Origin of the sequence: Hyphomicrobium sp. (assembly GCF_036262015.1) — a bacterium.
Taxonomy (GTDB): domain Bacteria; phylum Pseudomonadota; class Alphaproteobacteria; order Rhizobiales; family Hyphomicrobiaceae; genus Hyphomicrobium_C.
Genome location: NZ_DATAJR010000006.1, coordinates 93,533 through 115,561, shown reverse-complemented (window position 1 = coordinate 115,561; position 22,029 = coordinate 93,533). Strand labels below are relative to the sequence as shown.

The 22,029-nt window shown below is 62.5% G+C and carries 26 protein-coding genes; 11 read left to right on the top strand and 15 right to left on the bottom strand.

The annotated features are described in order from the left end of the window. Positions 1–72 precede the first annotated feature (72 nt). From VHO05_RS06130 to VHO05_RS06105, 6 genes are all read right to left on the bottom strand, one after another. Positions 73–648, bottom strand: a complete 576-nt coding sequence (locus VHO05_RS06130; RefSeq protein WP_329645715.1) for a YceI family protein — start codon at positions 646–648, stop codon at positions 73–75. Between the two features lie 27 nt (positions 649–675). Continuing rightward, positions 676–1,227, bottom strand: coding sequence for a cytochrome b (locus VHO05_RS06125; RefSeq protein ID WP_329645714.1), 552 nt, complete (start codon positions 1,225–1,227; stop codon positions 676–678). A 202-nt stretch (positions 1,228–1,429) separates the two neighbouring features. Further along, the gene (locus VHO05_RS06120; protein ID WP_329645713.1) at positions 1,430–1,747 is read right to left on the bottom strand and encodes a hypothetical protein; all 318 of its coding nucleotides are present in this window, start codon (positions 1,745–1,747) and stop codon (positions 1,430–1,432) included. A 570-nt stretch (positions 1,748–2,317) separates the two neighbouring features. Continuing rightward, positions 2,318–3,169, bottom strand: a complete 852-nt coding sequence (locus tag VHO05_RS06115) for a class I SAM-dependent methyltransferase (RefSeq protein ID WP_329645712.1) — start codon at positions 3,167–3,169, stop codon at positions 2,318–2,320. A 201-nt stretch (positions 3,170–3,370) separates the two neighbouring features. Then, positions 3,371–3,601, bottom strand: coding sequence for a hypothetical protein (locus tag VHO05_RS06110; RefSeq protein ID WP_329645711.1), 231 nt, complete (start codon positions 3,599–3,601; stop codon positions 3,371–3,373). A 599-nt stretch (positions 3,602–4,200) separates the two neighbouring features. Then, on the bottom strand, positions 4,201–5,733 hold the full coding sequence (locus VHO05_RS06105) for an acyl-CoA carboxylase subunit beta (RefSeq protein WP_329645710.1): 1,533 nt from the start codon (positions 5,731–5,733) through the stop codon (positions 4,201–4,203). A 162-nt stretch (positions 5,734–5,895) separates the two neighbouring features. Here VHO05_RS06105 and VHO05_RS06100 point away from each other — a divergent pair, with 162 nt between their 5' ends. From VHO05_RS06100 to VHO05_RS06085, 4 genes are all read left to right on the top strand, one after another. After that, positions 5,896–6,291 (top strand): VOC family protein, encoded by a 396-nt coding sequence (locus VHO05_RS06100; protein ID WP_329645709.1) that lies wholly within the window; start codon positions 5,896–5,898, stop codon positions 6,289–6,291. A gap of 184 nt (positions 6,292–6,475) precedes the next feature. After that, entirely contained in the window at positions 6,476–7,261 is a 786-nt protein-coding gene (locus tag VHO05_RS06095) for a hypothetical protein (protein WP_329645708.1), read from the top strand. A gap of 209 nt (positions 7,262–7,470) precedes the next feature. Then, a complete protein-coding gene (locus VHO05_RS06090) occupies positions 7,471–7,902 on the top strand; it encodes an Hsp20 family protein (protein WP_329645707.1) in 432 nt (143 codons plus the stop codon). Between the two features lie 177 nt (positions 7,903–8,079). Then, positions 8,080–8,367 carry a DUF1150 domain-containing protein gene (locus VHO05_RS06085; protein ID WP_329645706.1) on the top strand — a complete coding sequence of 96 codons (288 nt, stop codon included), beginning with the start codon at positions 8,080–8,082 and terminating at the stop codon, positions 8,365–8,367. Positions 8,368–8,524: 157 nt separating this feature from the next. Here the strand turns inward: VHO05_RS06085 and VHO05_RS06080 are convergent, their stop codons facing one another. The 4 genes from VHO05_RS06080 to hisS all read right to left on the bottom strand — a co-directional run bounded on the left by VHO05_RS06080 (position 8,525) and on the right by hisS (position 12,476). Beyond that, a complete protein-coding gene (locus VHO05_RS06080) occupies positions 8,525–8,803 on the bottom strand; it encodes a hypothetical protein (RefSeq protein WP_329645705.1) in 279 nt (92 codons plus the stop codon). 164 nt (positions 8,804–8,967) lie between these two features. Further along, positions 8,968–9,666: an ATP phosphoribosyltransferase gene (hisG, locus tag VHO05_RS06075; RefSeq protein ID WP_329645704.1), complete on the bottom strand. Its 699-nt coding sequence runs from the start codon at positions 9,664–9,666 to the stop codon at positions 8,968–8,970. Then, positions 9,659–10,849, bottom strand: a complete 1,191-nt coding sequence (locus VHO05_RS06070) for an ATP phosphoribosyltransferase regulatory subunit (RefSeq protein WP_329645703.1) — start codon at positions 10,847–10,849, stop codon at positions 9,659–9,661. Before VHO05_RS06070 ends, hisG begins: the two co-directional genes overlap by 8 nt. A gap of 124 nt (positions 10,850–10,973) precedes the next feature. Then, a complete protein-coding gene (gene hisS, locus VHO05_RS06065; protein WP_329645702.1) occupies positions 10,974–12,476 on the bottom strand; it encodes a histidine--tRNA ligase in 1,503 nt (500 codons plus the stop codon). Positions 12,477–12,634: 158 nt separating this feature from the next. Here hisS and rlmN point away from each other — a divergent pair, with 158 nt between their 5' ends. From rlmN to VHO05_RS06045, 4 genes are all read left to right on the top strand, one after another. After that, positions 12,635–13,864: a 23S rRNA (adenine(2503)-C(2))-methyltransferase RlmN gene (rlmN, locus tag VHO05_RS06060; RefSeq protein WP_329645701.1), complete on the top strand. Its 1,230-nt coding sequence runs from the start codon at positions 12,635–12,637 to the stop codon at positions 13,862–13,864. A gap of 6 nt (positions 13,865–13,870) precedes the next feature. Next, positions 13,871–14,293, top strand: a complete 423-nt coding sequence (locus tag VHO05_RS06055; RefSeq protein ID WP_329645700.1) for a hypothetical protein — start codon at positions 13,871–13,873, stop codon at positions 14,291–14,293. Between the two features lie 46 nt (positions 14,294–14,339). Then, positions 14,340–14,774, top strand: coding sequence for a hypothetical protein (locus VHO05_RS06050; RefSeq protein WP_329645699.1), 435 nt, complete (start codon positions 14,340–14,342; stop codon positions 14,772–14,774). A gap of 125 nt (positions 14,775–14,899) precedes the next feature. Then, positions 14,900–15,490 carry a hypothetical protein gene (locus VHO05_RS06045; RefSeq protein WP_329645698.1) on the top strand — a complete coding sequence of 197 codons (591 nt, stop codon included), beginning with the start codon at positions 14,900–14,902 and terminating at the stop codon, positions 15,488–15,490. 6 nt (positions 15,491–15,496) lie between these two features. On the opposite strand, the gene VHO05_RS06040 is transcribed toward VHO05_RS06045, so the two are convergent. Next, positions 15,497–16,333: a hypothetical protein gene (locus VHO05_RS06040; protein ID WP_329645697.1), complete on the bottom strand. Its 837-nt coding sequence runs from the start codon at positions 16,331–16,333 to the stop codon at positions 15,497–15,499. 251 nt (positions 16,334–16,584) lie between these two features. Between VHO05_RS06040 and VHO05_RS06035 the strand changes: the two genes are divergently transcribed. Further along, positions 16,585–17,823, top strand: coding sequence for an argininosuccinate synthase (locus tag VHO05_RS06035; RefSeq protein WP_329645696.1), 1,239 nt, complete (start codon positions 16,585–16,587; stop codon positions 17,821–17,823). A 65-nt stretch (positions 17,824–17,888) separates the two neighbouring features. Then, positions 17,889–18,161, top strand: a complete 273-nt coding sequence (locus VHO05_RS06030) for a hypothetical protein (RefSeq protein ID WP_329645695.1) — start codon at positions 17,889–17,891, stop codon at positions 18,159–18,161. A gap of 142 nt (positions 18,162–18,303) precedes the next feature. On the opposite strand, the gene VHO05_RS06025 is transcribed toward VHO05_RS06030, so the two are convergent. The 3 genes from VHO05_RS06025 to VHO05_RS06015 all read right to left on the bottom strand — a co-directional run bounded on the left by VHO05_RS06025 (position 18,304) and on the right by VHO05_RS06015 (position 20,348). Beyond that, positions 18,304–18,684: a hypothetical protein gene (locus VHO05_RS06025; RefSeq protein WP_329645694.1), complete on the bottom strand. Its 381-nt coding sequence runs from the start codon at positions 18,682–18,684 to the stop codon at positions 18,304–18,306. A 316-nt stretch (positions 18,685–19,000) separates the two neighbouring features. Beyond that, a complete protein-coding gene (locus tag VHO05_RS06020) occupies positions 19,001–19,396 on the bottom strand; it encodes a tautomerase (RefSeq protein WP_329645693.1) in 396 nt (131 codons plus the stop codon). A gap of 142 nt (positions 19,397–19,538) precedes the next feature. Next, positions 19,539–20,348, bottom strand: a complete 810-nt coding sequence (locus tag VHO05_RS06015) for an SDR family oxidoreductase (protein WP_329645692.1) — start codon at positions 20,346–20,348, stop codon at positions 19,539–19,541. 95 nt (positions 20,349–20,443) lie between these two features. Between VHO05_RS06015 and VHO05_RS06010 the strand changes: the two genes are divergently transcribed. Further along, complete coding sequence (locus VHO05_RS06010) at positions 20,444–21,406, top strand: GlxA family transcriptional regulator (RefSeq protein WP_329645691.1); 963 nt, start codon at positions 20,444–20,446, stop codon at positions 21,404–21,406. 53 nt (positions 21,407–21,459) lie between these two features. Here VHO05_RS06010 and VHO05_RS06005 read toward each other — a convergent pair whose 3' ends face one another. Then, positions 21,460–21,855 (bottom strand): (R)-mandelonitrile lyase, encoded by a 396-nt coding sequence (locus VHO05_RS06005; RefSeq protein WP_329645690.1) that lies wholly within the window; start codon positions 21,853–21,855, stop codon positions 21,460–21,462. Positions 21,856–22,029 lie beyond the last annotated feature (174 nt).

Below are 22,029 nucleotides of genomic sequence, written 5' to 3'. Positions count from 1 at the left end.
ACAAAAACTTCGCCCCCAAGATCACTGATCTCGGGGGCGACGATTGGGCATGCAGTGCCGCCGGGGGAAGGGCTACTTCTGCACGCCTTCAACTTCCAACTGCAGCTCGACATCCTTCGAAGCCGGGCCGAGGTTGAAGTTGATGCCGTAGTCGGCAAGCGCGATTTTTGTCGTGCCGGTGAACCCCACGCGGTTGCCGCCCCACGGGTCCGCACCGCCGCCAACATAGGCAGCGTCAATCGTCACTTCCTTCGTCACGCCTCTGAGGGTGAGATCGCCCACGATCTTGGCCTTGCCGTCTCCGGCCGGCGAAACTGACTTGCTGACAAACGTCGCCTTCGGGAACTTCGCGACATCAAGGAAATCGGTGTTGCGGAGATGCTTGTCGCGCTCAGCATGGTTCGAGCTCACGCTCGCGGTGTCGATTTCGACGCTCACCTTGGAGGTTTCAGGCGCCTTCTCGTCGTAGCTGAAGGTGCCGTTGAACTGATCGAAGCGTCCAACCAGCCAGCTGAAGCCGAGATGCTTGATCCGGAAGTTGATCGATGCGTGCGCGCCCTTGGTGTCGATGGTGTAGTCCGCAGCCTGTGATGCGGCTGGCCAAGCAAGCGCGGCCACCAAAGCAAGCGGAGCAAGACGGAGTGTCATCAAACTGTCCTTTCAGGTGAGAATAAATCAGGAGGTGGGGGGACCGGACCACATGCGCGAAAGCGTCGGATGCCGGTCGAAAATGTGATGCTTCACGGCTGCGGCCGCATGGACCGCCGCCAGGACGATGACTGAATAGGCGATCCAGGCGTGGATCGCGCCCGCCGCGTCTTCGAGGCCCTTGTTCTCGCCGGGCGATGGAACGCTGAAGAAACCGAAGACGCTAATGGGCCGACCATCTGCGGTCGAAATCAGATATCCGCTCACCATCAATGCGAGAAGCAGAGCGTAAAAGCCCCAGTGGACGATGTGGGCTGCCGTTCTTTCGAGAGGCTTCAACTCATCATCGGACGGCTTCACGCTCGCCAAGCGCCAACCGAGACGCAAAGCAAGCACGATCAGCAAGAGGATGCCGACGCTCTTATGAAGGTCCGGTGCCGAATGATAGTAGGGGCTGTAGTAGTCGAGATCGACCATCCATAGGCCGAGCACAAACATTGCAACGATGGCGAGCGCCATCAGCCAATGAAAGCCGCGGCTCACAATGCCGTAACCCGTGACCGTATCGCGGACGTGCATACGCGTGTTGTCCCTCTCCGTTCCCCTGCTGCGCCTTAGATCAATTTGCGCAGAGTTCCTTTCAAGGCCGCGGGGCTGTTTTCATAGCTACGAAAGGGGAAGCAGACCGGTTCGCATCCGGCACCAAAGTTCGATAGCGCCCAACAAAAAACGGCCGCGAGCGGTAGGCTCGCGGCCGCAATTACGTAGGTAGTCGACAGCGTCAGTAGCCGAAGTAGAGGCGGATGCCCGGACGGCGATAGTACCGGTAGGGATAATACCCACCGTAGTAGCCGTAGTACCGCGGACCATAACCCCAGTGGCGATGACGCCAGTGCCGGTGACCATAGTGGCGGTGACGCCATCCACGATTGTAGTGCCGATGCTTCCAACGGCGACCGACTTCCTCAACGTTGCCAGCTGCGGGAACGGCCGATTTGGAGGCAATTCCGCTGCCAGCTGTCATAGCCTGAGCAGGAACCGTCGCGGAGAACAAGGCCGCGCTGGCTCCTAGCAAGGCCACGGCGATCAGTTTGCGCATGGCTCTCTTTCCTTTCTGCGTTGGTCCCGGCTAGTGGTCTCGAGTGGACATACGAAACTCTATGCGGAGTAGATCACGCAATTGCGCTTTCAATTGGGCGCCTGCTGATCAATCCGACAACGTGCTTTTTCTGCGCGGCAGGGGACTGATTCGCATCCCATCGAATCAGCTTTTCGAAGCGCCTATTTCCGATGCCCGATAAACGCCAATTGCCGTGTTTTTGTTCCTGCGATTGGCGCTCGAGACCCCGCGATTGTTGAAGCCTTGGCATGCGCATTCGATGATGCAGTGCGAACGGCCTTCTCGTGCTCTTTCCGAACACTTATTGATTCTCCGCACGTGGGCGGATCGATCCTCGGCGTTTCGAGCATCGCACCCCGCCCAGATGCGTCATCCGAAAATCGGTGTCTTTCTCGCTGTTTCCGGCCGCTTCGTTACATGGGAAATCAATCGAGAAATGAAGCCGGGATATTTTCCCTTTCGCGTTTCGCAGGTGCACGGAAAGGCTGCCCCATTGGACATCCTTTGTGACTCATTTCCGCTTGGCGATGTGGCGGTGCGATGTGCCGCTCATACTGCGGTTTCGGCGTAGGCTGAGGCGAGAGGCGCTTCGACAGCTCTTTGCTTCGGCTTCCTCAGCTCCACAATCAAGTTGTCATCGAAGAGCGACATCCGGTTCATCCAGCGGAACTCGTAGCCGATGCTCTGCGCCAACGCCTTGAGAGATCGCGGCGTGAAATAATTCACGTGGTCCGGGAAGCGAAAGCCACACCACTCGGAGCCCATGATGAAGCGATTGGCCGAGTTGTAGTTGGGCGAGCGCAGAAGAATGGTCCCGCCTGGCTTCAAACGACGAAAGGCGCGCTCGAGAATGAGACGCGGCTGCGCTTCGTGCTCGAGGTAGCTGCGCATGATGATGCTGTCGAAGAAGCTCTCGGGGAATTTCTCGATGCCCGTGGTCGCGGGCTCATGGTGGACAGCACCGCCGCGCGCTTCAAAAATCGGACGCGCCTTCTTGCTCAGGCCTTCGCTGATCTCGATTCCGTACGGCGTGGGGCCTTCCGGAATGCGGGTTGCACCGCCGCAGCCAATTTCGAGAACGCGGCCGCCAGCACCCACGGCGCGCGCGTGACGCACGCGATCGACGACCTTGCCGAACTTGAGACGGAAGCGCGTCAGAGCATCGAAGCGCGCAAGCTTATTCGTCTTCTTGCGACGCGCCTTCTCCTCGGCGTGCTGCTTCTCCCAAGCGAGGTTGACGGAGAGATCTTCATAATCTGGGACACGGCCCAGATAGACGAATCCGCACGTGTTGCACGCGACAACGGGCCAAGGACTGCGGGTGTATTTGGCGACAGTGGTGGCGCCAGATTTTTGGCACACCTCACACGTCGGCCGCTCGTGCGACCTGGTCTCCGACATCTGTGACCCCCAAAAATGGGCGCCCATCGTCAGTCGGTGACGCGCGGGCCCCGTTGCTCCTGAACGGGATCGACGTTATCGGGGCCACATAACTGCAACAAGACGATCCGAGCCCAACGCAGAAAGGCGAACCGTAAAGGTTCACCTTTTTCTTTACGTAGGTATTGCGCAGATTGTGTTTATGACGCCTGCAAACGGGAGCTACCCCAAGGGACCACTTCTCAAGGCGGCGATCTGGTCGTTCAACGTATCGCGCAGCACAGTCATGGCGGCCGTGCGGAGACCCTCTTCGTCCATTGTGCCCTTTACGGGAATTTCGACTGTCGCTTCCAGCCATTGCCGCGACACCGAGAGATCTTCCTGGTCGCCGATTATCAAATGAACAAGCACGGCTCGGCCGACGCCATGCATTTCGAACTGATGCAGCTTCACGCCCCACCCCTCCCACCGTCCCGCGCGATGGAAAAAGTAGGGTCGAGATAAGGCTGACTTGAGGCGATACTTTCTTCGAGCGTGAGCACAAGCGGGCTCATGTGCAGCATCGGATCGCGTGAGACGACTAGAGCGTGATTGTTTTTTGTTGGATCGAAATCACGCTCTAGGTCTTTGATGAGATCGTGTCCCGCGTCAGACTGTAGGGTCTGACGCGATCATGGCCTAAGCGTTCAACCGCCCGGCTTCGGCAAAATCCAACTTCGCACGGTCATGTTCGTCGCTCGCTTCATAGGCGAGCCGCCTGTTGCGGTACAGCGGTCCGAGCGTCGGCGACAGCCGGATCGCTTCCGTGAAATCGCCGATGGCGCGTTCGAGGTCTCCTGCCGCGTCGCATCAATAGCCGCGCTTGGCGGCCGCGATCTTTCGTTCCTGTAGGTCCAGGACCGCTTTCTTGCTCCTGCACATGTGGAGAACTGGATCCTCGGGACCAGCCCGAGGATGACAGTGTGTCGGTGTCGCCAGAAAAGCAAAAAGGGCGAACGGTTCGTTCGCCCTTTTCAAAGCTCGTATCAAACGCACCGCTCAAGAAGCGCCCGCTAGAGCGGGATGTTGTCGTGCTTCTTCCAGGGGTTCTCGAGGGTCTTATTGCGCAGCATGTTGAGCGCGCGGCAGATGCGCCGGCGCGTGCCGTGCGGCAGGATCACCTCGTCGATGTAGCCGCGCTCGGCGGCGACGAACGGGTTGGCGAAGCGCTTCTGATACTCGTCGATGCGGCCCTTGATCTTCTCCGCGTCGCTCAGCTCCGCGCGATAGAGAATCTCGGCCGCGCCCTTGGCGCCCATGACCGCGATCTCGGCGGACGGCCACGCGTAGTTCACGTCGCCGCGGATGTGCTTCGAGCTCATGACGTCGTAGGCACCGCCGTAAGCCTTGCGCGTGATGAGCGTGACTTTCGGCACGGTGGCTTCGGCATAGGCGAAGAGCAGCTTGGCGCCGTGCTTGATGAGGCCGCCGTATTCCTGCGCGGTGCCGGGTAGGAAGCCCGGAACGTCGACGAAGGTTACGATCGGAATCTCGAAGCAGTCGCAGAAGCGCACGAAGCGCGCGGCCTTGCGTGAGGCGTCGCTGTCGAGCACGCCCGCGAGCACCATCGGCTGGTTGGCGACGATGCCGATCGTGCGGCCTTCCATGCGCGCGAAACCGGTGACGATATTGCGGGCGTAGGCTTCCTGGATCTCGAGGAAGTCACCCTCGTCCACGACCTTCAGGATCAGCTCCTTGATGTCGTAGGGCTTGTTCGGGTTGTCCGGGATGAGCGTGTCGAGCGAGTAATCCGGACGGTCCGCGCTGTCGGAGGTCGGCAGCGCGGGAACGCCCGACTGATTGTTCGATGGCAGGAAGTCCATGAGGCGGCGCATCTGCAGCAGCGCTTCGACGTCATTCTCGTAAGCGCGGTCGGCGATCGACGACTTCGTGGTGTGGACCTTGGCACCGCCGAGTTCTTCCGCCGTCACCGTCTCGTTGGTCACCGTCTTCACGACGTCGGGACCAGTCACGAACATGTAGCTCGTGTCCTTCACCATGAAGATGAAGTCGGTCATAGCCGGCGAGTAGACGTCGCCGCCTGCGCAGGGGCCCATGATGACGGAGATCTGCGGGATGACACCAGAGGCGAGCACGTTGCGCTGGAACACCTCGCCATAGCCGCCGAGTGCGTCGACACCTTCCTGAATGCGCGCGCCGCCAGCATCAAAGAGACCGATGATCGGCGCCCGGTTCTTCAGCGCCATATCCTGGATCTTCATGATCTTCTGCGCGTGTGCCTGCGAGAGCGAGCCGCCGAACACGGTGAAGTCCTTGGCGAACACGTAGACGACGCGGCCGTTGATGGTGCCCCAACCGGTCACCACGCCATCGCCGGGGGTCTTCTGCTTCTCCATGCCGAACTCGGCGCAGCGGTGCTCGACGAAGGTGTCGAACTCCTCGAACGAGTTCTCGTCCATCAGAAGCTCGATGCGCTCGCGGGCCGTGAGCTTGCCCCGTTTGTGCTGCGCCTCGATGCGAGCGATGCCGCCACCCAGACGGGCGTTATCGCGCCGGCGCTCAAGCTCCTCGATGACTTCCTTCATTGAACCCAACCCCGTATATGAATGACCGGTGACATGCTGCCGTGGGAGATAGCACAGCCCTCAACGCGCAGCCAATGGACCGTTCACGGGGCAGCATGCGGCTTCGCGGCGCTTTTTCACGGCCCCCAGGGCAGCCGACAATAACCGGAGGAAGGACGTCTCATGGCGAAGGCAATCCACATGATGGTGCGCGTGCTGGAGGAGGCGCGCAGCGTCGCCTTTTACAGGCAAGCCTTCGGGCTCGAGATCGCCGACCGGGTCGACTTCGCGGACTTCACGCTCATCTATCTCCGCAACACGGAAGCAGACTTTGAGGTGGAGCTCACGGTTAACAAGGGCCGGACCGAGCCCTACGACCTCGGCAATGGCTACGGTCATTTGGCGTTCGTGGTCGACAACCTCGAAGCGGAGCGGGACCGGATCGCCGGCCTTGGATATTCGCCGAAAGATATCAAACAGATGACCCACGACGGCAAGCCGTTCGGCCGGTTCTTTTTCATCGAGGATCCGGACGGCTACAAGATCGAAGTGCTGGAGAAGGGCGGCCGTTTCCGCTGACGGTTTCCGATTCCTGCTGAGCGGGCTGCACCTCCCGGCGCAAGCCCCGCATCAGCAAATGCCACTAAACCTTTGACTCTACGTATCGTTTCATGCCTGACACTTGTCGATGCAGCCCTACTGCTGCGTCTGGTGCCAGCGTCTGCAACGCATCGTGCCGCGCGCGGCTGTCAAAGGCGGACTCATGCATCAAATTGTGCCCAAGGCACCAGATGTCGCAGACCTCTCGCACCATCTGGTGCCTGAGGCTCCGAGCCTGCGCGACGGGGCGCCTTCGACGCTGGCCTGTCGGCACACGGGCTTCACCTGCCCGGCGCTGGAAGCCATTTTCGGCGCCCTGGCCCCGAGTGGGGAGGAGGCGCGGGCTTGGGTGCAGAACCTCGCGCCTTGTTCCAAGTGCCGGGTCGCCTCTCAAAGCGGCCGCGACAAGCTTCGCCATCTGCGGCTCGGCCAGCGGGAACGTGAGATCCTGCTTGGCGCTGCGGCCTCGGACGCCTTCACCGTCACCGAACCCGGAATGTCCCGCTCGCTCAGTGCCGCCCGGCGGCGGGCGGCACTCTCGCTTGGGAAAGCCGGACTGGTCGTCTCGGTGGCCAAGGCGCCCGCATCCGAAAAAACGGGGCCTCGCGTGGCGTCTCGTGCCACTGTCGCGCTGACCGAGCTCGGCCAATACGTCATGGCCGCCTACGGGCGTTATCTTGAGACAGGCAAGCCCGTTCGCTGGACCCGCCCGGCGCGGGGGGTTGTGCTTCCCGGCCTGGAGCCGGCCGGCCTCGGCGATGAGACCCTCGCTCGCACCGAAACAGCCCTTCGAGACACCCTCGGTGAGCTCAAGGGCGTGCTGATCGCCGCCATCGCGCGGCCGCACACGGACCCTGGTCTTTTGGACAGCGTGACGCGCCATCTCGAGCGCAAAGCCACGGTGCTCAAGTCGGTCCTGGAGCCGCGCCGCCCGCGCTCCGGCGTCTAACCTCGGTGCACGTGATCCAAAGCGGACGCGGCAGCGTTTCCCTACATGTTGCAGTCGCAATGCAGCCGTTCGTCAACTTGAACGGCGACCGGCAAACACCATATCTGCATTATACAATCCCTCGGCGCCCGAAAGGGGCCGAACGGCAGCGACTCGAGAGGGTGCTGCCGGGTTTGAAGAAGGTCGCTTTTGAAAGGGCTTTCGTGTCCATGAGCAGGTTATCTGTACTGTCCAACCCGCTACTGCTGGGCTTCGAGGAGATCGAGCGTCTTATCGATCGAACCGGTAGAGGCGGCAACGAGGGCTATCCCCCGTACAACATCGAACGCGTCGCCGCGTCCAACGGAGCTAAAGAGAAGCTTCGAATTACGATCGCACTCGCGGGCTTTACCCGCGATCAGCTGGAGATCGTCGTCGAGGACAACCAGCTCACTGTGCGCGGACGGCAGCAAGATGACAAAACTCGCGAGTATCTCTATCGCGGGATTGCGACGCGTCAGTTTACCCGGACGTTCGTTCTGGCGGACGGCATTGAAGTTCAGTCCGCCGAGCTTTCGAATGGTCTGTTGGCCGTCGACCTTGTGCGCCACGAGCCGCACCGCTTGATCCGAAAGATCGAGATCGGTGCAGGACGGGAATGATGCGGCGATTCGACGCGAACCCGCGGCGAAAGTCATTTGATTCGCTTCGCCTAGGTGCCCGTCCGCTACAGCCAAACGTATCGAATCGTAGGATCATGGTGTGAGGTGGCGAAGGAATTTCGGTGCCTGCCTCGTTTCCATGACGTTGGAATACCTCGAGAGAGGAGGAGTTGCGTCATGAAAGAGAATACAACAAAGCGGCGCCGCAAGGCGCAGCCCGCAATTGCTCCCGTCATGAGCGAAATCGAGCTTGCACGGCTCGGCGGCGGGCAGGTTGCCTACATCAAAACATTGTCGTCCGACGAAGCGCTGAAGATGTTTCCGGCGATCGAGGATCTGCCGCGCGGCATCAATCTCTTTGCGCTTCATGCGGCAGACGGTACGCCGATTGCGCTCACCGATACCCGGCAGGCGGCGCTGAGCCACGCCATGGACGGCGAGCTCGAGATCGCGAGCCTGCACTGACAGCAGTGGAATTCTGAAACGCTAAGGGCGGTCTGCAATGCAGATCCGCCCTTTTCATTTTCTCGACAGGGATCAAGTTTCCCAGCGCGGCTGGACCCGACCGTCCATGCGGCGCATGGGTCCGGCATGACGCCAGGACTCACCAGAGGACGGGTCGCTATTTCGACTTGCAGGCGTCGAGCTGCTGCTTGCGCTTCTGAAGCTCGCTCTTCCACTGGTCGGGGCCAACCCCGCCGCACCAGGCAACGTGCGCCTTCAGATCCGGGCTCCATTCAGGCCCGGAGAAGCCGCACTTCTCAGCCACGTTCTCTTGCTGCTGCTGGATGGCGAGCTTGCCGTACGTTTCGCAATTGGCTTGCGCGTGCGCGCCGGTGGCTCCCCCCACGACGCCGAAAAGCGCAAAGCAGGCGGCCATGGAAAGACGCGGAGTAGGCATCGTTCGACCTCTCGTTGGTGAGCCCCCGTTCGAGCTCAATTGTTCACCGAACATTGCGGTTCCCCGCATGAACCGCGCCTGAATGTGGACCAACGTGAGCCCCAAGTTCAACCGGCATCGCATTGCCTGCCGCGCGGCAGCCGACAACTCAGAGCACGCAGCAATCAGCCGGCCATGCGGGCGGCGATCTCGTTCATGGCATTGCGCGTTGCGGGGGTCCACTCGGCGAGATTGGACGAAACGAGGTTCGCCTCCGAACGCAGCACCAGACCGTCGTCCAGAATGCGGAGCCCATTGGCCGCAAGCGTGGTGCCGGTGGTGGTGATGTCGACGATCAGCTCGGCCGTGCCCGCTGCAGGCGTACCCTCCGTGGCCCCCAGGCTCTCGACGATGCGATAGTCGGACAAGCCCTTGGTGGCGAAGAAGCGGCGCGTGAGGTTCAGGTACTTGGTCGCCACGCGATACCAGCGGCCGTGGGCGCGCCGGAACGGCAAGGCGATCTCCGCGAGATCGGCCATGGTGCGCACATCGATCCAGCAATCCGGCACGGCGACGACGACATCGGCATTGCCGAAGCCGAGCTTCTTCAGAAACGTGACACGCGAGGCGGCATCCGACATCTGCTCGCTGACGAGGTCCTCACCGGTGACACCCAGGTGCACGCGGCCGGTCTTTAGGTTCCATGCGATCTCCGACGCAGAGATGAAGGCGACGTCGATTTCCGGCAGCTCCGCGACCTCTCCGCGATAGCCGCGCTCGTTGCCGGTTTTGCGCAGCGTAAGCCCCGCTGCCGCGAAAGCCTCCTGGGTCTGCTCCATGAGGCGGCCCTTCGACGGAACGCCGAGGATCAGCTTCTCAGACATGGGCGCCTCCGTTTCCGTTCGTCACGGCGGCGAGAAGGCGGTCCGTGTGCACGGCGGCCCCCACGGCGGGAACATCCTGCGGTGCGCCGACGGCTTTAAGCAGGTGATCGTAGCGGCCACCGCCTGCAACCGGGCTTCTACGGCCGAGCCCCTGGGTCACGACCTCGAAGACGAAGCCCGTGTAATATTCGAGCTGGCGGCCGAAATCGGCAGAGAACTCTGCGCGATCGAGATCGACACCGGCTTGCGCCAACAGTTCCAGACGCCATTCGTGGGCGCCGACGGCCGCTTCGATGTTGACGCCCATCAGCGTCGCCAGCTCGCGGAGGCGCCGCCCGGAGGCCCGCGCAGGCGCGACGATCGCGACGTAGCTCGCGATGAGCTGCGCTGTCTTCGCCGACAGCGGTTCTGAGCGGGCGTCCGCCACGCGTCCGAGCAGATTGTCGGCGACTTCTGCCGTGCTCCGCAGACCGATGACTTCGATGCCCTTGTCTTCGAGATAGGTCGCGACGGCCGCTTCGGCAGCCTCTGGGTTGTCCGGATCGAGCGCGTCGGCAAGCGCTTTCGGGATGTGCGTGGAGGCGGAGCCCGGCTCAACGGTCAGGCGATTGAGCTCCGCCTTGAACGCAGCCGGGTGCCAGAACAGATGCATCAGGCGCTGACGCCAGCGCGACGGCATATCGGACGCGCGCAGAATTGCGCGCAGGAGCCCGAGATCGCCGAAGCGCAGTTGATAACCGGACAGCCCCGCAGCCTCGAGCCCCGAGACGATGGTCGCTACGACCTCGGCTTCGGCGCGCTCGCGATTGGCTTCGCCGAACGCTTCGATCCCGGTCTGGCGGAATTCGCGCGTGTGGGCGTGGCCGCTTCCGAGCGGCTGAAAACGAAAGGCCGGGCCGTTGTAGCTGTACTTCGCGGGTACGTCGGCGTCCGGGTGGCGTTCCAGGTGCAGGCGGCATGTGGGAACGGTGATGTCGGGCCGCATGCACAGCTCATCGCCATCCGGATCGGAAAAGACATACGTGCGTGCGCGCAGCTTCTCGCCGACCACGTCAAGGAAGACGCTGGCCGGCTGAATGATCGCCGGCGACACGGCTTCGAAGCCGCCCCGCGTGAAAACGGAGAGCAACGTTTGCGCGTTGGCTTCCAGCGCTTCGAATTGTTTCGCCGTCTCTGCGGGCATCTATCTCGTCGTGACTTTCGGTTTGTTCAGCTCCCCCGGACGGGGTCATCCGGTTCGTGGTGAGTTCCATACCTATGCCGTCTTGCAATTCGCTGACGGACGCAACTCCGATCTCGCGAGAGGGTTAGGAGGTGTGGCGGGCAAGAATTTCCCGGACGTGCTGGACCAGTTCCGCTTGAGGGACGGAGATCTGCGCCGGGCGGGCTTCCTTCCATTCCTTGTTGTCCTTGATCGCCTGGGCGGCCTTGGCGCCTTCGATCAGGTCCTTGAGGATCACCTGACCGGCCTCGCGCTCGTTCGAGCCCTGGATCACGACCACGGGCGAGCTGCGCTTGTCGGCGTACTCGAGCTGGCGGCCGAACTTCTTTGGGTTGCCGAGAAAGAGCTCGGCGCGGACGCCCGCCTCCCGAAGCGTTTGCACCATCTTCTGGTAAGCCGGGATCTGGTCCTTATCCATCACGGTGACAACGACGGGGCCTAGTTCAGGCGCGGGTGCGCGGCCGATGAGGTTCAGCGCGGCCTGCAGGCGCGAGACGCCGATCGAGAAGCCGGTGGCGGGGACCTTCTGGCCGGTGAAACGCGCGACGAGATCGTCATAGCGGCCGCCGCCGCCGACGGAGCCGAAGCGGACGGGATTACCTTTCTCGTCTTTTGCCGGGATCAGCAGCTCGGCCTCGAAGACGGGGCCGGTATAGTATTCGAGGCCACGGACGACGGACGGATCGACGAGAATGCGGTCCGGCCCATACCCAGCAGCCGTGACCAGCGCATTGATATCGCGAAGCTCGGAAAGCCCTTGCGAGCCGCCTTCACCGCCGCTGACGAGCGGCTCGATAGCTTCGAGAGTCGCGCAGCCATCCTTGGTGCCGGCCCCAACAAACGCGAGCACCTTTTCGATTGCGGGCGCCTCAAGTCCAGCGCCCTTCGTAAAGTCACCGCTCTCGTCCTTGCGCCCTTTGCCGAGCAGCTCGGCTACGCCTGTCGGTCCCAAGCGGTCCAACTTGTCAACGGCGCGCAGAACGGTCATGCGCTTTGTGGCGTCGGATGGGCTGGCGGGATCGATCCCAATGGACGACAGCACGCCATCCAGCACTTTCCGGTTGTTGACCTTGATGACGTACTGGCCGCGCGGGATGCCGAGGGCTTCGAGCGTGTCAGCAGCGAGCATGCACATCTCGGCGTCCGCCGCGACGCTCTCGGCGCCAACCGTATCGGCATCGAACTGCGTGAACTGGCGGAAGCGGCCGGGACCCGGCTTCTCATTGCGGTAGACCGAGCCCGTCGCATACCGGCGGAAGGGCTTCGGCAGATCCTGGAAGTTCTCCGCGACGTAGCGGGCGAGGGGAGCCGTCAGGTCGTAGCGCAGGGACAGCCATTGCTCGTCCTCGTCCTGGAACGAGAACACGCCTGCGTTCGGACGGTCCTGATCGGGCAGGAACTTGCCCAAGGCATCGGTGTACTCGAAGGCCGGGGTCTCCAGCGGCTCGAAGCCGTAACGTTCGTAAACCTTGCGGATCGTCTCCAGCATGGCGTGCGTCTGGCGCAGCTCCGCAGCCCCAATGTCGCGCATTCCTTTCGGTACGCGCGCCTCTGGTCGTCTCGGAGCATCTTTGTCGGGCTTGGCCATGCGTCGGGGATCTTTGGGCGAGAGTTGCTGATGCGCTGGAAATACGCCGTTCCGGCGTGCCGCCTTATAGCGGATCGGTCTACCCTCGGAAAGATTACCACTTTGCCGCTCGCCCCCGGACTTTCGCCGGAGGCCGGAAATCGTTAGAAGATGCGGTCATGACACTACTTCTGGATCAAACGCCGCCCAAAACGGGCCAAGGGACGGAGGGCGCGGTCGCTCCCTTCAAGCCGACGCTTGCCGGCATGAGCCGCGAGCGCCTGCGCGAGGCCATGGCTGCGGCCGGAGTGCCGGAGAAGCAACTCCGCATGCGCGTGACCCAGTTCTGGCGCTGGCTCTATATTTCGGGCGCGACGTCGTTCGACCAGATGACGGACGTTTCGAAGGAGCTGCGCCAGGAGCTTGAAGCCCGCTATACGCTCGACCGGCCCGAGATCGTGGCCGAGCAGGTCTCCGTGGACGGCACCCGCAAGTGGCTGCTCCGGCTGCCCAGGCGCGGGCATGAGGCGCGCGCGCCCGAGATCGAGACCGTCTACATCCCCGAAGCGGATCGCGGCACGCTCTGCATCTCCTCGCAGGTGGGCTGCACGCTGACGTGCAGCTTCTGCCACACCGGCACGCAGCGGCTCGTGCGCAACCTCGATGCGTCGGAAATCGTTGGCCAGATCTTGCTCGCGCGAGACAGGATCGGTGATTGGCCCGGCGCCGCACGGCCCGCGGACAACGGACTGCTTCCTTCGGGCGATCGCAAGATCACCAATGTCGTGCTGATGGGCATGGGCGAGCCGCTCTACAATTTCGACAACGTGCGGGAAGCGATGGACATCGCGTCCGATGGCGAGGGCATCTCGCTTTCGAAGCGGCGCATCACACTCTCGACGTCGGGCGTCGTTCCGGAGATCGCTCGCTGGGGCGAGCTGTCGGGCACGATGCTCGCCATCTCGCTGCACGCCACGCGCGACGACCTGCGCGACGAACTGGTCCCCATCAACAAGAAGTACCCGATCAAGGAGCTGCTGGACGCGTGCCGGAACTATCCCGGCGCGTCGAACGCCAAGCGCATCACCTTCGAATACGTCATGCTGAAGGGCGTGAACGACAGCCCGGCCGATGCCAAGGCACTGGTCCGCCTGCTGGCGGGTATTCCGGCCAAAATCAATCTCATTCCGTTCAATCCATGGCCCGGCTCGCGCTACGAATGCTCGGACTGGGAGACTATCGAGCGTTTTGCCGACATCGTGAACAAGGCGGGTTATGCGAGCCCGGTTCGTACGCCACGCGGCCGCGACATCCTCGCGGCCTGCGGTCAGCTCAAGAGCGAAAGCGTGAAGTTGCGCGCGCGCGAACGGCAGGAGCCGGCGTCTCCTTCGGCTGAGCCGGGAGCCTGACGCAACATGGTGCTCAAGACGATCGGGCGGCTGATCTGGATTCCGATCGCGTTTCTAATTGCGGCGTGCGCGACGCTGTTCGTGCTCGTGACGCTTGGCCTCGAGACATTCACGCAGGCGATCCATAGGCTCGATGAGGCCGACACCATCTCTGCCGCGTTCGATGTCGCCTGGCAGGGCTCGATCATCGCCTCGGGCGCGACGCTGATCCCGGCGCTGCTGGTCGTCATCGTCGGCGAGGTGGCGCGCATCCGGTCGTGGCTCTTCTATCTCGTCGGCGGCGGCGTTTCGCTGGCGATCATCCCGCTGCTCGCTCAAGTCGACCCCGGGACAATGACCTACGCGCTGCCAGCCCTTTGGCATGTGTTTGCAACGGCCGGATTTGCAGGCGGCTTCGTCTATTGGCTGCTCGCAGGCCGCAACGCTTGAGTGGGTGCAGCCGCTCCCTTACGCTAGGGCCGCTGAGGGGGCGCTGATGATCGTCGCGATAGTCAGGTTCATTCTAGGCTTTGTCGCCGCCGTGCTGGTGGCCGGGCTCGTGCAGGTTCTGTTCGTTGCTGGCGTCGACGGCCTTGCCTTTGCCGACGAAGCGCGTCTCGAGAGCCTCGGGATGCTTGCACTCCTGGCTGCCACGCAAGCGGCGGTGTTCGCCGGGCCATTCGCAATCGTTGCCGCGATAGTCTCGTCATGGCTCCCGGTGCGGTCCGTTCTGTTCTTTGGCGGAGCAGGCCTCGCCATCGCGTTGGCAGGATTTGCGGCTCAGTTCATCGGTGAGATGGGAGATGGCACAATCCTCAATCGCTATGCCCTGGCTGCCTACGCAGCCTCCGGCCTAGCTGCCGGTCTTGTCTATTGGCTGGTGGCTGTGCCGAAACGCCGGCCCGCGACCCCGCCTGCATCCCCCGCGTAAGGGTTTGTTCGCCTTTAGTTAATATGGGTGGATTCCGGTTGTCAGTCGGGGTCCATGCCCCTATGTTGTGCATTGCACAATCGCACCTGCAAAAGGCGCTGCTGACAGTCCGAGCGAGGCCGGCGATGAACCATTTCGACAGCGAACTCTCCCAGCGCTTTGCCAGAAGCTGCACCACGGCGGCTTTCGGATACGCGCGTGCCGCGTCGGCCGCGTATGCTGCTTTCGCCACTCAGGCCATTGATTTCTGGACTCAATCCTCCAAAGCAGGCGCGACAAGCGACGACTTCAAGCCCTCCACTCCCTATCTGGTGACCGGGCCGCGTCCCTACCGGTCGGCGGTCACATCATCGGCGGCCGCAGCACTGCCGACGGATTTCGGCCGCATGGTCGACCTGTGGGCGGATTCGCCGATGTTCGCGCCCGTCCGTGCTTGGTGGGGGCTTTTCCCGCTCGAGGGCAATCCGGCCAGTTGGCCGATGGCCTATTCGATGATGACAGCGGGTGTGCCGCGCGCCGTGGCGCTTCCGGCTGCTGAAGCCAACATGGCCGCCATGGATGCGGCGGAGGCCGCTTCCACCTCGATCAACCGCGCGTTTTCGAGCTACCAGTCCGAGAGCGGATTTGCCGTTTCACGCATCGTTTCGCCGAAAGCGCTCTACGGCGCGCTTTTCCTGGCGCCGTTTGCACAGTCCGTGAAACTTCCCTGGGCGTAGCAGCCGTTACTCGCCCGACGGGGGCACGGTGACGACAACCGCATTGCCATGGCCCGGCATGGCCGCCGAGAACGAGCCGAAGGACGGTGCCTGTCCGCCTGTATTGCTTGCGGTTGACGGCTGAGCCGGTGGCTTTACCACGATCGGCGACTTGGCCGGTTCTTCGGCCTTCTCGTCGGCCTTTTGCGGCTCGGTCGCTGCCGTTTCTTTCGGAGCCGGCTCGGCTACGGGCTCCGGCGCCTTGGCCTGAGCGGGCAGTTGTTCTTGCAGCTTTTCCGGCGCCGGCTCGTGTGCCGCTTCGACGGCTGCGGCCTTGGGCTTCTGCGGCTTCACGACGGCAGCTTTCGGCTCTTCGTCCTCGATCCTGGTCACCGCCGCCTTCACGGCCGGTGCAGCCGCGGCCGGGGCTTCGCTCGTTTTCTTTGGCTTGTTGGCAGGAACAGCCGCTTTTGCAGCCTTCTTTGGCGGTGCCGGCGGGCGTGCAACGCAGCGCGCGGGAACTGTGCTTCCGTCCTGGAGCGCCACATCGGCAATCCAGGCGCAGGTCTTGAGATCGCGGCAGGCAGCTTCGAACAAGGGGCTGCACTGGGCGGCCGCGGCGGCGACAGCTGGGTCAGCCGGTGCAGCCGGCACTTCGGCAACGGGCGCGGGAGCCGCGTTCTCCCAGGGGAGAACTTCTTTCTTTTTGTTGGCTGTTTTCGGAGGTGCCGGCGCGGCGGGAGGCGGCGTCGGGACGGCTGCGGCGGGCGGCGCGGCCGCGTCCTCAGACTGCGCGGCAGATGGGCCAGTGCCGAGGCTGAATCCCAAAGCCAAGCCTGCGATCAGCAGCGCGGTCGTTCTCATTGTCACAATCGTCCCCCGAACGTCTGGCTCTTACCGGCGCACTCCGTCCAGATTAGGCGCAATGAGCCAAAAAAACACGGCGAGATGATGGAGATTTTCCCGTCAGTATCCTAAAGCCTAGGCGCGGCTTGTAGAATTCCCTGTGGGTCGATGAGACGGAGTGCGCCTTGCAGGCTTCTTGGCGTGATTGTAAGGCAATCGCGCCCGTGAGCCCGGGCATAATAAAGATTCGAGAACAAGAGGTCGGGACGATGAGCGCGAAAGACGGCAAGCCGAACATCAAGAAGGTGGTGCTCGCGTATTCGGGCGGTCTCGACACGTCGATCATCTTGAAATGGTTGCAGGAGACCTACGGCTGCGAGGTCGTGACCTTCACCGCCGACCTCGGCCAGGGCGAGGAACTGGAGCCCGCCCGCAAGAAGGCCGAGATGCTCGGCATCAAGAAAGAGAACATCTTCATCGAGGACCTGCGCGAAGAATTCGTTCGCGACTACGTATTCCCGATGTTCCGCGCCAACGCGCTCTATGAGGGCATCTATCTGCTCGGCACCTCGATTGCCCGTCCGCTGATCGGCAAGAAGCAGATCGAGATCGCACGCCAGACCGGGGCCGACGCCGTCTGCCATGGGGCTACCGGCAAGGGCAACGACCAGGTGCGCTTCGAGCTGACTTATTACGCGCTCGAGCCCGGCATCAAGATCATCGCGCCCTGGCGCGAGTGGACGTTCAAGGGCCGCGAAGATCTCATCGAGTTCGCGCGCAAGAACCAGATCCCGGTGGCCAAGGACAAGGAGGGCGAGTCGCCGTTCTCGGTCGACGCCAACCTGCTGCACTCGTCGTCCGAGGGCAAGGTTCTGGAAGACCCGGCCAAGAAAGCGCCCGAGATCGTCTATCAGCGCACGATCTCGCCCATGGATGCGCCTGACAAGGTCACGACCATCAAGATCGGCTTTGAGAAAGGCGACGCCGTCTCACTCAATGGCCAGCGTATGAGCCCGGCGACGCTGCTCAAGGCGCTGAACGATCTCGGCCGCGATAACGGCATCGGCCGCATCGATCTGGTCGAGAACCGCTTCGTCGGCATGAAATCGCGCGGCGTGTACGAAACGCCGGGCGGCACGATCCTGCTGCAGGCACACCGCGCCATCGAGAGCCTGACGCTCGACCGCGGCGCGATGCATTTGAAGGACGAGTTGATGCCGCGCTACGCGGAGCTGGTCTACTTCGGCTTCTGGTTCAGCCCGGAGCGCGAGATGCTGCAGGCGGCTATCGACAAGTCGCAGGAGCACGTGGAAGGCGAAGTGACGCTCGAGCTCTACAAGGGCAACGTCATCGTTGTCGGCCGCGAGAGCCCCAAGTCGCTCTATTCGCCGACGCTCGTCACTTTCGAAGACGACAAGGGCGCCTACGACCAGAAGGACGCGCAGGGCTTCATCAAGCTCAACGCGCTGCGTCTGCGCACACTCGAGATGCGCAATCGCGGGAAGTAGGCCGCACGTACGGAGTTCAGGCCGCTGTAGCGGGAAACAGTTCGGTGTGTGTAAGGAGACCGAGAATGAACACGACGAAGATCATGGCGGCGCTTGCAATCGGCGTTGGCGCGCTCGCAGCGGCTGGAGCCGCGAATGCGTACAGCGGTCGCGTGAAGTCGGCCTGCAAACCGGACTTCTACAAGTTCTGCCCGTCGTACAAGCCCGATACGCCCGAGCTCCGCTCTTGCATGCGCTCGGCCGGTGGCAACATTTCCAGCCGCTGCCTCGATGCGCTCGCCGATGCCGGTGAGATTCCGCGCAAGTATCACAGCAGCCAGCGCGGGAAGAAGAAGTAGGTTCGCTTTCGGCGACCCCGACTATCAAACGCTCGGCTGTATGGCCGGGCGTTTTTTGTGCGAACTGCGATGCGCAGCGATAACGCAATGATCTCCGCCGACCGCGACCTCGCACCATGGGCGCTCGACGCTATTTTGCGAGCTAGCTGCGGTTCGCACTCCAAACGCCGGAGCAGAGACCGGACGGTCCGCGACCTGCCCATCTTCCGCTGCCCCGAAGCTGGGTGAAGCGCCCGGTTCCTTGAGCGACGCGCGGCCCGGCGACGGCTTTGATGTTGGCTTGCCCCGAACCGGCAACGCGGCCGCCCAAGCGGATCGAATAGAACGCGAAGGATCCGCCGGTCGCATAGATCCGGCCGCCCTTGATTCCGAGCCCCATCGGGATCGTGCCGCAATGACCACGGGTCGTCTGGGCAACCATGCTCCAGTTTCCATCGAAGCGGGCCGCGCTTGCGGGCAGAGCGGAGCAGGCAATTGCAGACGCGGATAGCAAAGCGAGAATACGCGTACGGGTGCCAATCATGGGAGGCCTCATGGCTGTGCTGGTACTGCTCGTCAATCCGGCTGTCCCGACGGGGCGGATATAGCTCCCGTTCGGCAGCCTCCCTCATCACCACGGACCGCCCCGTTCGCTCAGGCGCGTACTTTCGTGGGCTGAGCGGCAATCCAACTTCCGGCGCAACCAGCGGTTCCACGCAGCCAGCACGGTACGAACACTGGGTCGGCTGCTGGTCCGCGCGCTTCGTGCCGAGACGGGATATGGATTGTGATGAAGTGCGGCTAGGGTCTGCTTCTGACCCGGAGCGGACATCAGAATACGCGTGAGGCTTGCTGCCCCTCTAGCGTTCGTCGTCCTTCCAATCGGGGCTGAGGCCGCCTAGCGCCGGGTGATACATTTCATCGGCTGCGTGCTGCGTAAACTCAACGTTCAGCCGATCCTCTCGCAAGCCGAGGATATTCACGATGACGGCGCAGAGCGCCTTGGCGGCAGCGATCCTCATTTCGCCCGGACGACCTTCGCGGATATCGAGCATCAGCATTGAGACGGGGACGGGTTCCCCGCCAACTTCGGTTATTCTCCACAGCCCGCCTTCACCCAGCTCGCGGATGGCCACAGTTATTCGCCTGATGTCGACGGACATATGGCGCGCATAGGTCTCGCACATAGCTTTCGCGAGACGCTGCTTATCGTGAGGTGTGCAGTGCTCAGTCAGGTCAAGCTGCAGATAGGGCAAGGTCTCCTCCATCGGCAAAACGATTATGCCCGCCCGGCTTCTGTCGGACTTCCCTTTCGAGGCATACGCGAACCGCACAATCGGAGGTGCAAGTGCGGCCCTGTTTCAAGGGCCGTACCTACGACGCCAACGCCAAGAGCCGTTAGGCTGCTGACGACGACTTCACGCTGTACCGAGCGGCTGGCTTAGCGTTGCCGAACTTCTTCGAAAGCTCACGACGATCGGCTTCCCAGCGGGTCCACGCGTCTCCGTCGTGGAGACCGGGAATAGTCACCAGTTCACCGTCATCGAGCCCTGCTAGCGCCGCGTCGACGCAATCCTCGGCCGACATCGTGATCGAAGCGGTCTTCTGAGCGGCGTATCCGGCGACATCCCAGAACTCGGTCGCCGTGGCGCCGGGCAATACGCTCTGGATGCGGACGCCCTTATCCGCGAGGTCTTTCTGCAGCGAATGTCCGAAGCTGAGGACATACGATTTCGAGGCGCTGTAGACGCCATTCAACGCCTCGGCCGCAACGCCAACAACCGACGCGATATTGATGATGGTGCCGCTGCCGCGTGCAACGAATGCTGGCGCAACGGCGTACGTGAGCCGTGTCAGCGCGGTGATATTCAGATCAATCATGTCCTCGACGGTGTCGACGTCCGCCTGAAGGATAGATGCCACCGAACCGACGCCGGCATTGTTGACCAGCATGGTGATCGACTTGTCGTCGCGCAGGAGGGATTCGACCTTCGCGAGGTCTGTCTTGTCATTCAGGTTCGCCGGGAAAACCCTGACCTCTCGGCCGGTTTCGGCTTCGATGCGACCTGCAACCTTTTTGAGACGCTCTTCGTTGCGTGCCACCAAGATCACGTCATAGCCACGCTTGGCCAATCGGTCGGCGTAGACTGCGCCGATACCTGAAGAAGCGCCTGTAACAAGGGCGACGCCTTTGGATGTGCTGCTCATGGGATGTCCTCCACCTTCGTTGTTGCTGAGGCTTGTATACCCTTGCAGGCTCGCGGCCCAAATGTCATATATGCGTAAATTTGGGACACCATCTCATGCGACGCATCACATTTATCGTCTACCCAGACAATTCGGTCATCGCTCTGGCGGCGCTCTCGGTGTTCGAGACGGCAAACATGTTTGCCGAGGAGACGCCTTACGAATTCCGGTTTGTGTCCGAGACAGGCGGCCTCGTCCGGACTTCGCTCGGCATGCACCTTCAGACGGAACGTTTCAGTGAGGAGCCGGGCGATACTCTCCTGATCGGCGGGGGCGCTACGTCGCGGGAGTCGCCCAGCGCGGCGATGATCGACTTTGTGCGCGCGGCGGTGCCCACGCATCGGCGCATCGCTGCCATTTGCACAGGCGCATTCGTCTTGGCGGAGGCCGGCCTGTTGGATGGTCGCCGTGCCACCACCCACTGGTTCCACGCGCGTGAGCTGCAGAAGCGGTTTCCAAAGGCCAAGATCGACGAAGACCGAATTTTTATAAACGACGGTCCGGTCTGGACCTCAGCGGGCATGAGCGCAGGCATCGATCTCGCATTGGCCCTGGTCGAAGATGACCTTGGAGCAGAGATTGCGAAGTCGGTGGCGCGAAAGCTCGTCCTCTATCATCGGCGCGGCGGTGGCCAGTCTCAATTTTCTACCTTGCTCGAACTGTCGCCAAAATCCGACCGCATCCAAACGGCTCTCGCGTATGCGCGCGAAAATCTGCACACACCCCTTAGCGTCCCCCAACTTGCTGAAGCGGCGCACCTTAGCCCGAGACAGTTCAGTCGTGCGTTCCGGGCAGAGACCGGCCAGTCTCCCGCAAAGGCTGTCGAAAAGCTGCGTGTGGAGGCAGCGAGAGCGCTCATGGAGCAAAGCCGGCATCCAATTGATGTGGTCGCACAACAAGCCGGTTTCAGTGATCGTGACCAGATGCGTCGCGCTTTCTTACGTGCCTTCGGTCAGCCGCCCCAGGCCCTACGGCGGTTGGCGCGCAATGAAGCAGTTGATGCCCGGGGTGAGCCCTAGCCTGCTCCTTCCCCTCAGCGGACATCGCCCGTTTGCGTTTTCACCAACGCCGCTCACCTGCGATACTGCGCGTCGCTGACGTGCTCCAGCCATTCGACCAGCTTGCCATCGAGGGCTTCCTGAATGGCGATGTGCGTCATGGCGGTGGAGGGCGTGGCACCGTGCCAATGTCTCTCACCCGGCGCGAACCACACCACGTCGCCCGGGCGGATCTCCTCAACGGGACCGCCTTCGCGCTGCGCCCAGCCGCAGCCCGCCGTCACGATGAGCGTCTGTCCGAGCGGATGCGTGTGCCAAGCGGTGCGCGCGCCGGGCTCGAACGTGACGCTGGCACCGGCGACGCGGGCCGGGTTCGGGGCTTCGAACAGGCGATCAATGCGGACCTGCCCGGTGAAATAGTCTTCCGGGCCTTTGGCCGACGGCCGCGAACCGTTGCGCGTGATGTCCATGACGTTTTCCATCGTTCGTTGACGTTGTAGCTTCCTATATGCGCGTCAGCGGACGGCAATCAAAGGAGGCAGCCGGCTCGCGGGCCAACTTCCATCGTGAGACGCAAGCGCAACAGTGCCGGTGGACTTCGCGGACAGCGCGCAAAAGTGGGCATGCCATCGACGATCTCGTGG

Excerpts from the sequence above, each read along its gene's own strand:
- VHO05_RS06130 (WP_329645715.1), bottom strand. The coding sequence starts at position 648 with ATGACACTCCGTCTTGCTCCGCTTGCTTTGGTGGCCGCGCTTGCTTGG.
- VHO05_RS06125 (WP_329645714.1), bottom strand. The coding sequence starts at position 1,227 with ATGCACGTCCGCGATACGGTCACGGGTTACGGCATTGTGAGCCGCGGC.
- VHO05_RS06120 (WP_329645713.1), bottom strand. The coding sequence starts at position 1,747 with ATGCGCAAACTGATCGCCGTGGCCTTGCTAGGAGCCAGCGCGGCCTTG.
- VHO05_RS06115 (WP_329645712.1), bottom strand. The coding sequence starts at position 3,169 with ATGTCGGAGACCAGGTCGCACGAGCGGCCGACGTGTGAGGTGTGCCAA.
- VHO05_RS06105 (WP_329645710.1), bottom strand. The coding sequence starts at position 5,733 with ATGAAGGAAGTCATCGAGGAGCTTGAGCGCCGGCGCGATAACGCCCGT.
- VHO05_RS06100 (WP_329645709.1), top strand. The coding sequence starts at position 5,896 with ATGGCGAAGGCAATCCACATGATGGTGCGCGTGCTGGAGGAGGCGCGC.
- VHO05_RS06095 (WP_329645708.1), top strand. The coding sequence starts at position 6,476 with ATGCATCAAATTGTGCCCAAGGCACCAGATGTCGCAGACCTCTCGCAC.
- VHO05_RS06090 (WP_329645707.1), top strand. The coding sequence starts at position 7,471 with ATGAGCAGGTTATCTGTACTGTCCAACCCGCTACTGCTGGGCTTCGAG.
- VHO05_RS06085 (WP_329645706.1), top strand. The coding sequence starts at position 8,080 with ATGAAAGAGAATACAACAAAGCGGCGCCGCAAGGCGCAGCCCGCAATT.
- VHO05_RS06080 (WP_329645705.1), bottom strand. The coding sequence starts at position 8,803 with ATGCCTACTCCGCGTCTTTCCATGGCCGCCTGCTTTGCGCTTTTCGGC.
- hisG (WP_329645704.1), bottom strand. The coding sequence starts at position 9,666 with ATGTCTGAGAAGCTGATCCTCGGCGTTCCGTCGAAGGGCCGCCTCATG.
- VHO05_RS06070 (WP_329645703.1), bottom strand. The coding sequence starts at position 10,849 with ATGCCCGCAGAGACGGCGAAACAATTCGAAGCGCTGGAAGCCAACGCG.
- hisS (WP_329645702.1), bottom strand. The coding sequence starts at position 12,476 with ATGGCCAAGCCCGACAAAGATGCTCCGAGACGACCAGAGGCGCGCGTA.
- rlmN (WP_329645701.1), top strand. The coding sequence starts at position 12,635 with ATGACACTACTTCTGGATCAAACGCCGCCCAAAACGGGCCAAGGGACG.
- VHO05_RS06055 (WP_329645700.1), top strand. The coding sequence starts at position 13,871 with ATGGTGCTCAAGACGATCGGGCGGCTGATCTGGATTCCGATCGCGTTT.
- VHO05_RS06050 (WP_329645699.1), top strand. The coding sequence starts at position 14,340 with ATGATCGTCGCGATAGTCAGGTTCATTCTAGGCTTTGTCGCCGCCGTG.
- VHO05_RS06045 (WP_329645698.1), top strand. The coding sequence starts at position 14,900 with ATGAACCATTTCGACAGCGAACTCTCCCAGCGCTTTGCCAGAAGCTGC.
- VHO05_RS06040 (WP_329645697.1), bottom strand. The coding sequence starts at position 16,333 with ATGAGAACGACCGCGCTGCTGATCGCAGGCTTGGCTTTGGGATTCAGC.
- VHO05_RS06035 (WP_329645696.1), top strand. The coding sequence starts at position 16,585 with ATGAGCGCGAAAGACGGCAAGCCGAACATCAAGAAGGTGGTGCTCGCG.
- VHO05_RS06030 (WP_329645695.1), top strand. The coding sequence starts at position 17,889 with ATGAACACGACGAAGATCATGGCGGCGCTTGCAATCGGCGTTGGCGCG.
- VHO05_RS06025 (WP_329645694.1), bottom strand. The coding sequence starts at position 18,684 with ATGATTGGCACCCGTACGCGTATTCTCGCTTTGCTATCCGCGTCTGCA.
- VHO05_RS06015 (WP_329645692.1), bottom strand. The coding sequence starts at position 20,348 with ATGAGCAGCACATCCAAAGGCGTCGCCCTTGTTACAGGCGCTTCTTCA.
- VHO05_RS06010 (WP_329645691.1), top strand. The coding sequence starts at position 20,444 with ATGCGACGCATCACATTTATCGTCTACCCAGACAATTCGGTCATCGCT.
- VHO05_RS06005 (WP_329645690.1), bottom strand. The coding sequence starts at position 21,855 with ATGGACATCACGCGCAACGGTTCGCGGCCGTCGGCCAAAGGCCCGGAA.